The organism is Pseudomonas arvensis, assembly GCF_056688935.1.
This window is the reverse complement of record NZ_CP162038.1, coordinates 3,620,477-3,633,151: the sequence shown is the minus strand read 5'-3', so window position 1 is coordinate 3,633,151 and position 12,675 is coordinate 3,620,477. Positions and strand designations below refer to the sequence as shown.

Sequence of the window (12,675 nt, the reverse complement as noted above, 5' to 3'; positions counted from 1 at the left end):
TGCATGAGTGAATCCATCCGCAACGCTGATGTACTGATCATCGGCGGCGGCCTGAGTGGGACGATGCTGGCGGTGCAACTGCTGCGTCTAGGTGGCCGGCGCCGCATCCTGGTAATCGAGCCGCGCGCCGAACTGGGGCGTGGCGAGGCCTACAGTGCTGTGGAGCTGGGCCACACCCTCAACGGCAACGCGGCGCGCATGAGTGTCGACCCGGACAATGCCGATGACCTGACGCAATGGCTCACCGACTATATCGGCGCTGGCGGCTGGCCGGAGTCGGACCAGCAGCACGTGCCCATCAGCGAACTGTTTCCGCCACGGGGGATTTTCGGCGTGTATGCGCAGCAGCGGTTGGCCGAGGCCAAGGCGCTGTCCGCGTCCACGGTGGAGCATGTGCGCGCTGAAGTGGTCGACCTGCAAGTGGACGCGGGTTCAACCCTGTTGACCCTCGATAACGGCCGCCAACTGCGCGGCGCGTTTGCCGTGTTGGCCACCGGTATGTTCCCGGCGGCGCGCACGCCCCAAACCGAATCCAGCGGCGTGAACGCGGCGGCGGTAGACCCCTGGGATGTGCAGGCCATGACCCAGCTCGACCCGCTGTCGACGGTGCTGATCATCGGCTCCGGCCTGACCATGGTCGATGCGGTGGTGTCCCTGGAACAGGCCGGGCATCGCGGGCCCATCGAGATTTTTTCACGCCACGGCCTGCTACCCCATGCGCGCCGGCAACCGCCGGTTTGGGAGGATTTCCTGGCCGCTGATCACGGCCTGCGCAGCCCTCGGCAGTTGCTGCATGAGGTGCGGCGGCAATGTCGGATCGCGCAGGCGCAGGGCATCGATTGGCAAGCGCCGCTGGACACCGTGCGTGCCCATATCGGCCGGTTGTGGAGCCAGGCCAGCGAGCGCGAGAAACGTCAGTTTGTGCGGCATGTACGGCCATGGTGGGAGAGCCATCACCACCGCTCGCCGCCGTTGAGTGCGCAGTTGGTGGCGCGGTTGCATGAGGAAGGGCGGTTGCGGATCAGGGCCGCGTCGTTCAAGGGCTTGGCACCTGCGCACGAGGGCGTGACGATTCGTTTGCGTCATCGTGGCGAACAGGTGCTGACCCAGGTCTCGGGTGCTGCGTTGATCAACTCCAGCGGCATCGAATACGACTGGCGCCGCGTGGCCCGGCCGTTGCCGCAACAGTTGCTCAAGCGCGGGTTGATCCAGCCTGGGCCGTTGGCGCTCGGGATTGCGGCGGACAAGTCCGGCGCCGTGCTGGATGCCCAGGGGCAGGTCAGTCAGCGATTGTTTGCCATGGGCCCACCGTTGCGCGGGATGTGGTGGGAGAGCACGGCGGTAACGGATGTGGCGCTTCAGGCTAAAGCCCTGGCCGAAAAATTGACCAATATCTAAATCTGGGAAGGGGATTGCCCCTCCCAGATTTGAACCATCAATTATTGTGAGAGCTTCACAAGACCGGGCTTCAGGCCGAACACCTCAACCCCTTGCGCCGTCGCTTGCCCGGTCGTGACCTTGACTCGCTCCACCGGTTTGTCCATCGCCTCCCGATACTCCACTTCACCGCCAACGACCGCCTGCGCGGGCACCACAATCGCCTGCTCGTTGTTGTAGGTGACGATGGTCAACCGCGCACTCATGCCCAGACGCACCCGCTGCAACTGTTGTGGGGTCAGCTTGGGGATCGACAAGGTCACTGGAAACTGCGCACTGCCCTGGCTGTCACTGGCCATCGCCAAGCCGCTGACCACGCTGACCGAGCCGGTCAGCCGCTCGCCATCAAACCCGTCGCCCATGACTTCCACCGCCTGGCCCTGATGCAATTGGTTGATGTCCAACTCCGAGACCTTGGCGACAATCTTCAGCCGTTCGATATTCGCCAGGCCAAACAGCACCTGGCCCTGGCTGACTTTGCTCCCGGCCTGGATTGGGGCGTTGGTGTTGATGCCGCCTTGGGGCGTGTTGTTGCCGGGCGCGGGCACCACGATGCCGGAGAACGGCGCCTTGACCTCCCGGCCGTCGAGCAACGTGCGCAGGGCCTCGTATTTCACCGTAGCGTTGGTCAGTTCCATATCGGCGATCTGGCGGTATTCACCCTTGCCCTGGTCGAGGGCCTGTTGCAGTTCGCTGCGGGCGGAGGCGAGGTCCAGTTGTTGCTGTTGGGCCTGTTGCTTGAGGTCGTCCAGCTCGTTGCGCGGGATGATGCCGCGCTTGAACAGGTTGTCGCTTTCGGTGAGTTTGCGCTGGGTGTTGCCGGCGGTCATCTCGGTGGTGCGCAGGCTGCGGCGGGCGCGGCTGACGGCGGGGCTGCTGTCCCAGTCCTGCATCTCTTGCACGGTGCGTCGGGCCTTGAGCTGGGCGGAGAGTGCGTCGCGTAATTGCACTTCGAGGGTGGCCGGGTCCATGCGCAGCAGCACTTGACCCGCCTCGACCCGTTGGCCTGGCTCCACCAGGTTGGCCTGCACGTTACCGTCGAACGGCGCGGTGAGGGTGAGGGTGGTGTCAGGCTCGATCTTGCCCACCAGGCCGATCTGGTGCACCAGCGGGTCGGGTTTCACGGCCAGCCATTGCTCGGCGGTGCTGGCGGGATCGGACGCAGGGCTGCGCAGGGCCAGCCCGGCACCGACCAGCAACAAGATCACCACAGCGCCCAGCAGGCGTTTTCGATTAGTAGTCATTGAGGGCGATTTCCCAACTTTCCAGCGTCATGCCCAGGGTCAGGTCGAGCTGTGTCTGGGCGTTCAAATAAGCGATCAATGCGTTGAGCTGCGCGTTTTCGGCGTTGCGCAGGTCGGTCTCGAAACTCAGCACCTGGAAGTTGGTGGAGCGCCCGGCGCTGAGTTTTTCCCGTTCGATCTCGATCTTGCGCCGTGACAGCTCCACCGCGCGTTGGGAGATTTCATACTGACGCCAGCGGGTGCCGAGGTCGCGCACCACGTCGTTGACGCTGCGTTCCAGCTCCTGGCGGGCGTCGGTGATACGGATGGCCTGATCCTCCACGTTCACCCGTGCACGCACTTCGGCCTGGCGCGTGCTGATGTCGCCGATGGGGATTTGCACCTGCACCCCGGCGTAGCTATCCCACGTGCGGTTGTTGCTGCTGCCGGCGTCGTTATTGTAGTTGTCGCGGATCTGATTCGCGCCGGCCACCAGATCCACCTGCCAGCGCCCGGAGTCCTTGGCGATCACCAGGTTGAGGTCGGCTTGCTGGCTGCCGAGCAGTGCGGCGAGGTATTCCGGTTGCTGGGTTTGCGCCAGGGTGAAGGCCTGGCGCTTGTCGATCAGCATGGGCTTGGCCTCCAGGGCTTCGGTGGCGCGAATCGGCGTGGACAGGTCCAGGGCCAGCAGGCGCAGGAGCGCCAGGCGATTGCTGTCCAGTTGGTTTTGCGCTTCTTCCACGCCCAGTTGCTGGGTGGCGATGTCGGCCTCGGTCTGCACGATCTCGAACTCGGCCATGCGTCCGGCACTGATCAAGGCCTTGTTCACTTCGAGCAACGTATCGGAGCGCTTGAGGGCTTCCTGCACGATCAGCAGTTGCTCCTGGGCGCGCAGTAATTCGCGGTAGGTGGCGATGATCTGGCTGATGGTCTGTGCCACGGTGGCCTTGAGGTTGAGGCGGTTGGCCTGTTCCGACAGCCGCGACAGGCGCAGCGGCGCGGTCGTGGCGTCCCAGCCGGCGCCGCGCATCAGCGGCTGGATGATCGCCAGGTCCAGGCCGTCGCTGCGGTAGCGGCCGGCGCGGTCGGCGTTGTTCAGCTGTTGAGTCCAGGCCATGCTCAGGCGCGTACCGTACTCGCCGAGCAGGCTGCTGGACGGTGCGAGGTTGGCGTTGCGTGCACTGTCCTGGGAGCCACGGGTGCCGCGGTAATAGCTGTTGAGGGTGAGCTTGGGGTTGAACACGTCTTCGGCCACCCGCAGATCGAACTTCTGCGCGACGCGTTGCAGGTAGGCACTGCGGATTGCCGGGTTCTTGCGCAGGCCCAGGTACACCGCGTCGCCCAGGGTCAGGGTGGTGACCTGGGCGTTCAGCGACACGCTGCGGCTGCTGCTGGGGGCCGAGGGGCGGATGACCACGTCGGCCGCCACGCCGGGCAGGCTGATCAGCGCCAGCAGGCAGAGCCATTTACTCATCACGCAGGGCCTCCACCGGTTGCAAGCGCGAGGCCGAGACCGCCGGATAGATGCCAAAGAACAAACCCACCAGCAACGTGCTGCCCACGCCGAGGGGCAGGGCGGCAGCCGCCAGTGCGAATTCCCAGCCCGACAGCCAGGCGTAGAGCCAGGCGGCGCTCATGCCCAGCACTGCGCCGCACAGCGCGCCGACGGCGGTAAGGGTCACGGCTTCGAGCAGGAACAGGTTGCGGATATCCCGCTGGCGAGCGCCCAGGGCCATGCGAATGCCGATCTCGCGGCGCCGCTCCGAGACGTTCATCAGCATCACGTTCATCACCCCCACGCCACCGCCCACCAGGGAAATCGCACCGAGCGCCAGCAGCAGGTAGGCGAAGGTGCGGCTTTGCCGGGTCATGCCATCGATCATCTGCTGGGGTACCTGGATGTCGACAGAATGCTCGGTAAGTTGGGTTTGCAAGGCACTGGCGGCCTCCTTGGCGATGCGCTCCATGTCCTGGCCGGGCGCGGCGCGGATGATCACGTTGCCGATCTGCGGCATGGCGTAGATGCGGCGCATGCCTTCGGCGGGGATGAACAACGACTCGTTGGCCTGCACTGGCATCAGCATCGCCCTGGGCTGGTTGTGCAGGATGCCGACGATCAGGAACAGGTAGTCGTTGATGCGCACGCGGTCGCCCAGTTGCAGCGGGTCGCCCGGCGCCCCCAGGGCCTGAGCGACCTGGTTGCCGATCACGCCATAGGTTTCGTTGGCATCGAAGCCCGACAGGAAACGCCCCTGCTGCAGTTGCAGGCGCATCGTCTGGGGAATGTCCGGCGTGCTGCCGACAAAGTTGGCGTTGACGCTGCGGCCATGGAACACGATAGGCCCGCTGAACAGGCTGAGTGCGCCGATATGCGCGATGCCCGGCACAGCCGCTCGCACTGCTTGCAGGTCGAGTTGGGCGCGCATCGGCACATTGCTGCTGCCTTTGGGCGGGAACTGCACCACCAGGGTGTCAGTGCCCATGTCCTTGAAAATCAGCGCGGCATCCACCGCCGCGTTGTGGCCGATATTGATCAGCGCCACCACCGATGAACTGCCGATAACAATGCCCAGCAGCGCCAGAACCGAGCGCTTGCCCAGGGTGCGCAGGCTGATGAAGGCTTCATGCAGCAGTTGGCTGAGGCTCTGTTCGACCCGCAGGCTCATGGGCGACCGACCTCGTGCACCACGCCGTTGCGCACCAGGATCTTGCGCTCCAGGCGTTCGGCGATCTGCGCGTCGTGGGTGACGATGATCAGCGTGACCTGCTGCTCGCGATTCAGCGCCAGCAGCAGGTCCATGATGTCCTGGGCGGTGCTGCTGTCGAGGTTGCCGGTGGGTTCGTCGGCCAGGATCACCGAGGGTTTGCCCACCAAGGCTCGGGCGATGGCCACGCGTTGGCGCTGGCCGCCGGAGAGGTCGGCGGGGCGATGGTGGGCGCGGTCGGCCAGGCCTACCTGTTCGAGCATGCGCTGGGCCTGTTCCACCGATTCATGGCGCGACACACCGCGATAGCTCAGGGGCAGGGCGACGTTGTCCAGGGCGCTGAGGCGCGGCAGCAGGTTGAAGCTCTGGAAGACAAAACCGATCTGCTGGTTGCGGATCGCCGCCAGTTCGTCCGGGGTGGCGCTCAAAATATCGTGGCCGGCAAAGTGGTACTGGCCGCTGTTGGGCAGGTCCAGCAGGCCAAGGATATTGAGCAGGGTGCTCTTGCCGGAACCGGAGGCGCCGAGGATGCCGCAGCTGTCACCGCGGGCGATGGACAGGCACACGTCATTGAGAATGGACAGCTTTTGCCCGGCCAACTGATAACGTTTGCCGATGCGTTGCAGGGAGATCAAGCCTGGGTGCGCGGGGGTCTGTGTCATCATGACTACGCCTGCAGTCTCGACGCCGCCGGCATGCCCCTGTAAATCCTTGTAACAAGTTCGGGAGCTGCCTGGTATGCGTCACGGACTGGTTTTATTTCTTGTTTTTAAAATATTGTTTGAATACTAACCGTGTTCCCAGTGCTTCGCCAGCCATGGATGTAGAGCGGTTTTACCCTTTGAAACGATTTAACCCGTCAGTGTGAGGAGCTGCCCAAATACCCCAGGCTGGCCGCAAAATGCCCGCTGGCAAAGGCTTTGGATGATATGGCGGTGTGTCACTACTTGCTTTCGAACGGCCGCCCCGGTATAAAAAATCAAATTATTTTTTAAAACAATATTTCCGCCGTGGAACCCTTTATGGTCGCGAAGAAACTCAGCGCTCCAAACATTACCAAGACTCGATTGCTGGATGCGACAGAGGCGCTCTTTATTAAGTACGGTTATGACGCGGTGTTGTTACGGCAGATTACCGAGCGTGCCCAGGTGAACCTGGCTGCCGTGAACTACCACTTCGGGGACAAGGACTCCCTGATGAAGACCCTGCTGATGCAACGCCTGGAGCCGCTCAACGAGCAGCGCCTGGAGCTATTGGCACGTTGTGAAGCCGAAGCCGATGGCCCCCTCGATTGCGACACCTTGCTCGGTGTGCTCTTCGCTCCGGCCATGGGCCTGGAGCGCAGCGACCCGGCCAGTGCCAGTGGGGAAGGGCGTTCGTTCATTCGTTTCCTGGGCCGTGTGTACAGCGACACCTCACCGTTTATCCAGGAATACCTCAAGGTGCATTACCAGCCGGTGTTCCAACGCTTTTTCGAAGCCTTCGCCCTGGCGTTGCCGGATTTGCCGCGCAACGAACTGGGTGTGCGCCTGCAATTTGCCCTCAAGGCGATTTCCGGGGTGATGGCCGGTACCGAGCTGCGCCTGTTGATGAACTCCATGAGCCTGGGCCGCCCGGCCACGGATGCCGAGGTGATGGCCAAGCTGATCACCCTGGTCTCGGCAGCGATTCGTGTCCCGCAGCAAAGCCCCGAGGCAGAAACCGCGTTGGCCAGGGTGCTGGACACCCAACGGGCGATTCGCGAGCAAGCCTCTGCACCTGTCGGCAAAGTCGCGCGCTAGATCAAATCCCAGGCAAAAAAAAGCCCGCTGGGGCGGCGGGCTTGATATGCAACATTTGTAACGGATGAGGCTTCACAGTACGGCCTGGGATGTGAATAAAACGTGAAAAAAATGTAAGAGAAAGTGTGAAAGTGTTGACGTGGACAAATGCGTCAAATGCGTCAAATAGCCATTTCTTAGATCTTCCAACGCCCGGCACTCTTGGCCAGCCGCTGACGCATGGCATCAACATTCGCCGCCAACTGTAGCGTCAACAACCGGTAGCCATTCAGCGCGCTGTAGACCGGCGCATCCAGCGCAGGCTCGTTCAGGCCGGCATGGCTCGGCCGCTCCAGCCGCTCCGTCACTCCGGATTTCAAGGCCCGAGCCATTCCCACCAACTGCACCCGTATCTGCCGGTGCTCGGCTTTCAACATCACCTGCATCCGCGCCGTCGCGTGTTCATCACGCGGATCCGGCCGGGTGTTGCCGAGAATCTCCAGGGTGCTGATGCACATGCGCAGGTGGCGCTGGATTGCGTCGAGTTCGGTCATGGACACTCGCACTTCCTTGGACACCGACGGCATCAGCGAACGCAGTTGCACCATCGCCGCATTCAGGCGGTTAAGCAGTTTGAGGTGTTCATCATCGGTGACCGATTGGCCATTGATGATCCGGCTGTAAATCGCCGCACAATCACGCAAGGCGCTGGCCAGGTTGTAGCGCCACGAGTACACGGCGTACAGCGGCAGGGCGAAGGAAAACGCCAGGGCCAGCACGATGCCGATCAGGATATCCACGGTGCGCCACAACCCGTCGGACAGCGGATTGTCTCCGTGGCCGGCGACGATAAATACCGTGATCGCCGACAGCAGCGCGATGTAGCCGCCCTTGCCGATGGCGTGATATGAGAAGAATCCGCACACCACCGACATCAACAAATAGGTCAGCAGTGGCTGGCCGAAGTAGGCCTGTTGCACCACCAGCAGCAGGCCGACGCTGGCGCCGATCAAGGTGCCGTAGGCGCGCTCCACGGCTTTCTTGCCGATATTGCCGTGGTGCTGCAAGCCACCGATCACGATCAGCATGGTCACCGAGGCCCATTCGCCATGGGGCAGGTTGATGCCGGTGGTCAGCAGGATCGTCGCCAGCAGGCCGATGGACACACGCACGGCGTGGATCAGCTTGGCGTGGCGATAGCGCCGGTACGGGTCGAGCAGCGGGCGCAACAGGCGCCGAGCGAAGAGTGGCAGATTCATCAGTATTAAAGGGGCCTCGGTTCAGGAGATGTACACAATCCAAATGTGGGAGGGGGCTTGCCCCCGATGGCGGTGGATCAGTACCGCATGTGTTGGCTGGCCCACCGCTATCGGGAGCAAGCCCCCTCCCACACAGTGAGTCGTGCAGATGTTAGAAGATGTAATCGGTGGTCAGGAAACTCGAATCACGGTTGCGCAGAATGTCGCTGACCAGCGCCTTGTTGCTCTCCTGGAACTTGGTGGCCACCAAGGTGCGGATCGAGAACACGCGCAAGGCGTCATGCACTGACAACGTGCCTTCGGCCGAGTTCTTGCGCCCGTTGAAGGGGAAGGTGTCCGGCCCGCGCTGGCATTGGGCGTTGATATTGATCCGGCCAACCTGGTTGGCAAAGGTGTCCACCAGGCGCCCGACGGCCACGGCGTTGGTGCCGAAAATACTCAATTGCTGGCCGAAGTCCGAGTCGAGCACGTACTCGATCACCGTCTCCAGGTCGCGGTAGGGCACGATTGGCACCACCGGGCCGAACTGTTCTTCGTGGTACACGCGCATCTGCGGGTTCACCGGGTACAGCACCGCCGGGTAGAAGAAGGACCCACGGCTGGTGCCACCGTTGGCATTCACCACCTGGGCGCCATGCTGTTGCGCATCGGCCACCAGTTCGTTGAGGTAATCCACCTTGCCCACTTCCGGCAGCGGCGTCAGCGACACGCCGTCTTCCCACGGCATGCCGGGTTTGAGGGTCGACAGTTTGGCGTTGAATTTCTCGATAAAGCGCTCGACGACATCCTCATGCACAAACAGGATTTTCAACGCGGTGCAGCGCTGGCCGTTGAAAGACAACGAGCCGGTGAGCGCCTCGCTGACGGCATTGTCCAGGTCCACCTCGGGCAGCACGATGCCGGGGTTTTTCGCGTCCAGGCCCAGGGCGGCGCGCAAGCGGTGCGGCTTGGGGTGCAGTTTTTTAAGGTCGCTGGCGGCTTTGTTGGTGCCGATGAACGCAAAGATATCGATCTTGCCACTGGCCATCAGCGCGCTGACGGTCTCGCGGCCACTGCCGTAGATCACGTTGATCACCCCGGCCGGGAAGCTGTCGCGAAACGCCTCCAGCAGTGGGCGGATCAGCAGCACGCCGAGCTTGGCCGGCTTGAACACCACGGTGTTGCCCATGATCAGCGCCGGGATCAGCGTGGTGAAGGTCTCGTTGAGCGGGTAGTTGTAGGGGCCCATGCACAGCGCCACGCCCAGCGGCACACGGCGGATTTGCCCGAGGGTGTCCTGTTCCAGCTCGAAGCGGCTGCTGCGACGGTCCAGCTCCTTGAGGGCATTGATGGTGTCGGTGATGTAGTCGCAGGTACGGTCGAATTCTTTCTGCGAGTCCTTGAGGTTCTTGCCGATTTCCCACATCAACAGCGTAACCACGGCATCGCGCTGTTCACGCATGCGGCGCAAAAACGCTTCGACATGCTGGATACGGTCCGCCACGCGCATGGTTGGCCATTCGCCCTGGCCCCGGTCGTAGGCGCGTACGGCGGCATCGAGGGCGGTGAGGGCGGTCTCGGCGTCCAGCAGCGGCGTGCTGCCGATCACCACGCGGCGCTCGCCCAACTGTACCGGGCTCTGCACTTGGGCCAGCGGGCCGCTCCATACCTGCAACTGGCCATCGACCAGGTAATCACGCTGTTCAATGGGCGCTTCGAGCCGGAATTGCTCGGGAATGTCGGCCACGGACGTGGGGAAAAGTTGGGCGAGCAGGTTGCTGGTGGTCATGTCGCTACCCCTGGAATAGTTGCAAAACATGACTAGAGAGTCACCCAACAGAGGGCTCTATGGCAAGGCTTGTGCGCTTTGCAGTACGCACCGCGCCTTGCGCCGGGTAAACTGCGCGCCTTTCTTGAAGGAGTTCACATGAGTCACTACCAGCCGGGCATTCTTGCCGCACCGGTGCCTTTGCAGGCACGCCATCTGTTTTTTGCCGTGGATACGCTGGCAGCCGTGCCTGCTGCGCTGGACGCGTTGGTGCAGTTGACCGATTCGGCGGCAGTGGTCGGGTTTGGCGAGCCGCTGGTAAATGCACTGGGTGCGACGGTTGACGGCTTGCGCAGCTTTCCAACCGTGAGCGCGCCGGGCGCGCACAATCCGTCCACCCAGCAGGCACTGTGGGTATGGCTGCACGGCGTGGATCGCGGTGAACTGCTGTTGCGCAGTCGCGCTTTTGAGAAGGCCCTGGCCCCGGCGTTTAGCCTGGCGCAATCAACCGAAGGCTTTCGCTACAAGACCGGCTTCGACCTCACCGACTACGAAGACGGCACCGAAAACCCTCACGACGACGCCGCCGTTGAAGCCGCCTTGACCGACAGCGGCGCCAGCTTCGCCGCGATCCAGCAATGGCAGCACGACCTCGACGGCTTCGCCGCCTTGCCTGCCCAGGAGCGCGACCACATCATCGGCCGCCGCCATGGCGACAACGAAGAGCTGGAAGACGCCCCCGAGTCCGCCCACACCAAACGCACTGCCCAGGAAAGCTTCACCCCGGAAGCCTTCGTGGTGCGCCGCTCGATGCCATGGGCCGAGAACGGCCAGGCCGGGTTGATGTTCCTCGCGTTCGGCCATTCGTTCGATGCATTCGAAGCACAATTGCGCCGCATGAGCGGGTTGGAAGACGGGATTGTCGACGGGTTGTACCGCATCAGTACGCCGTTGACCGGTGGTTACTACTGGTGCCCGCCGGTTATTGGGGGGCGACTGGACCTGAGCGCGCTGGCGAACATGAAATTGTCGTCAGGCAACTGATCCACGGCTGAAATAAACCAGCGCTGCCCTTAGTCTGGAAGCCTTACTAACCGCGTGGATCGCCCATGTCTTCTGCCGCCGATGGCCTGCCCCTCAATAAACGCCTGCCGGCCGTAATCGCGATCTCCCTGGGGATCGGCATGGCGACCCTGGACACGGCCATCGTCAACACGGCATTGCCTACCCTGGCCGAGGGGATCGGCACCGATTCGGCCTCGGTGATCTGGGTGGTCAATGCCTACCAGCTGGCGATTATTGCGACGGTGCTGCCGTTTGCGTCGCTGAGCGACGTGCTTGGGCATCGCCGCGTTTACCTGGGCGGCTTGCTGCTGTTTATCGTCTCGTCGCTGTTTTGCGGGTTGGCCGGTTCGTTGGAAACCCTCACCGCGGCGCGGGTGGTGCAAGGGTTGGGGGCAGCGGCGATCATGAGCGTGAACACGGCGTTGCTGCGGCATATCTACCCGTCGAAAATGCTCGGGCGCGGCCTCGGTTACAACTCGTTGGTGGTGGGGTTGGCGTTTACCTTGGGGCCGACTGCCGCGTCGGCGATCCTGTCGGTGGCGACGTGGCATTGGCTGTACCTGATCAATGTGCCGCTGGGGTTGTTGGCCCTGGCACTTGGCGTGCGTTCATTGCCGACGCTGCCCATGACCGGGCACGCGTTCGACCGACTGGCGGCCGTGTTATGTGCAGGTTTGTTCGCTTTGTTGGTGTTGGGCCTGGGCACGGCGGTTCACGGTGCTCAAGCCGCACTGACCTTGGGCTTGATTGCCGTGGCGCTGTTGTGCGGCGGGTTATTGCTGCGTCGCCAGGCCGGTCATCCGGCGCCGATGCTGGCCCTGGATCTGTTCAGGCGGCCGGTGTTTGCCTTGTCTTCTGTCACCGCGATCTGCGCCTTCAGTGCCCAGGGCCTGGCCTTTGTGTCGCTGCCGTTTCTGCTGCAGGCAGTACTCGGCCATAGCCAGGTGGAAACCGGTTTCCTGATGACGCCGTGGCCGGCCGTGGTGGCGGTGATGGCGCTGGTTGCCGGGCGCCTGGCCGACCGTGTGTCCCTGGGCCTGCTGTGCGGCATCGGCCTGTTGATGTTGAGCTTGGGGATGGCCGCGTTGGCGACCTTGGGCAGCGGCGCGTCGGCCTTCGATATCGGTTGGCGCATGGCGTTATGCGGTGCCGGGTTTGGCTTTTTCCAATCGCCTAATCTCAAGGCCTTGATGACCAGTGCACCGCTGGCGCGCAGTGGCGGGGCCAGCGGCATCGTGGCGATTTCACGCTTGCTGGGGCAGACGCTGGGCGCGTCGCTGGTGGCGTTGTGTTTCCATCTGTCACAGGCCGGCGGTCCGCACGCGGCGTTGTGGCTGGGCTGTGCCTTTGCGCTGGTAGGCAGCGTGGCCAGTGGTTTGCGTTTGCTGCCTTATGGGAAAAAGACGTAACGGGGCGTTGTAAAACGCGGTTCACAGAGGCTACCTTGGCGAGCTGAATATTTCGGGATGTTTCAGGTTT

The 12,675-nt window shown here is 63.0% G+C and carries 10 protein-coding genes; 4 read left to right on the top strand and 6 right to left on the bottom strand.

What is annotated here, in order from left to right:
- Window positions 1-3: 3 nt before the first annotated feature.
- Window positions 4-1,398, top strand: a complete 1,395-nt coding sequence (locus AB3G88_RS16210; protein WP_480450686.1) for an FAD/NAD(P)-binding protein — start codon at window positions 4-6, stop codon at window positions 1,396-1,398.
- Between the two features lie 41 nt (window positions 1,399-1,439).
- On the opposite strand, the gene AB3G88_RS16205 is transcribed toward AB3G88_RS16210, so the two are convergent.
- Genes AB3G88_RS16205 through AB3G88_RS16190 form a run of 4 tightly spaced genes read right to left on the bottom strand, consistent with a single transcriptional unit; the run spans window position 1,440 to window position 6,030 of the window.
- On the bottom strand, window positions 1,440-2,681 hold the full coding sequence (locus AB3G88_RS16205) for an efflux RND transporter periplasmic adaptor subunit (protein WP_480450684.1): 1,242 nt from the start codon (window positions 2,679-2,681) through the stop codon (window positions 1,440-1,442).
- Entirely contained in the window at window positions 2,671-4,134 is a 1,464-nt protein-coding gene (locus tag AB3G88_RS16200) for a TolC family protein (RefSeq protein WP_480450682.1), read from the bottom strand. The genes AB3G88_RS16205 and AB3G88_RS16200 overlap by 11 nt, the downstream gene beginning before the upstream one ends.
- The gene (locus AB3G88_RS16195) at window positions 4,127-5,326 is read right to left on the bottom strand and encodes an ABC transporter permease (RefSeq protein ID WP_158876753.1); all 1,200 of its coding nucleotides are present in this window, start codon (window positions 5,324-5,326) and stop codon (window positions 4,127-4,129) included. The genes AB3G88_RS16200 and AB3G88_RS16195 overlap by 8 nt, the downstream gene beginning before the upstream one ends.
- Window positions 5,323-6,030 (bottom strand): ABC transporter ATP-binding protein, encoded by a 708-nt coding sequence (locus tag AB3G88_RS16190; protein WP_480450680.1) that lies wholly within the window; start codon window positions 6,028-6,030, stop codon window positions 5,323-5,325. The genes AB3G88_RS16195 and AB3G88_RS16190 overlap by 4 nt, the downstream gene beginning before the upstream one ends.
- 357 nt (window positions 6,031-6,387) lie before the next feature.
- Between AB3G88_RS16190 and AB3G88_RS16185 the strand changes: the two genes are divergently transcribed.
- A complete protein-coding gene (locus AB3G88_RS16185) occupies window positions 6,388-7,146 on the top strand; it encodes a TetR/AcrR family transcriptional regulator (RefSeq protein ID WP_099583281.1) in 759 nt (252 codons plus the stop codon).
- A 176-nt stretch (window positions 7,147-7,322) separates the two neighbouring features.
- On the opposite strand, the gene AB3G88_RS16180 is transcribed toward AB3G88_RS16185, so the two are convergent.
- Together AB3G88_RS16180 and AB3G88_RS16175 are read right to left on the bottom strand one after the other, a co-directional pair.
- Window positions 7,323-8,384, bottom strand: coding sequence for an FUSC family protein (locus AB3G88_RS16180; RefSeq protein WP_400529471.1), 1,062 nt, complete (start codon window positions 8,382-8,384; stop codon window positions 7,323-7,325).
- Window positions 8,385-8,535: 151 nt separating this feature from the next.
- A complete protein-coding gene (locus tag AB3G88_RS16175) occupies window positions 8,536-10,152 on the bottom strand; it encodes an NADP-dependent glyceraldehyde-3-phosphate dehydrogenase (RefSeq protein WP_480450677.1) in 1,617 nt (538 codons plus the stop codon).
- Window positions 10,153-10,290: 138 nt separating this feature from the next.
- On the opposite strand from AB3G88_RS16175, the gene AB3G88_RS16170 reads away from it, so the two are divergent.
- Both AB3G88_RS16170 and AB3G88_RS16165 read left to right on the top strand, forming a co-directional pair.
- Window positions 10,291-11,175: a Dyp-type peroxidase gene (locus AB3G88_RS16170; protein WP_480450675.1), complete on the top strand. Its 885-nt coding sequence runs from the start codon at window positions 10,291-10,293 to the stop codon at window positions 11,173-11,175.
- Between the two features lie 65 nt (window positions 11,176-11,240).
- A complete protein-coding gene (locus tag AB3G88_RS16165) occupies window positions 11,241-12,605 on the top strand; it encodes an MFS transporter (protein ID WP_480450673.1) in 1,365 nt (454 codons plus the stop codon).
- Window positions 12,606-12,675: the final 70 nt, after the last annotated feature.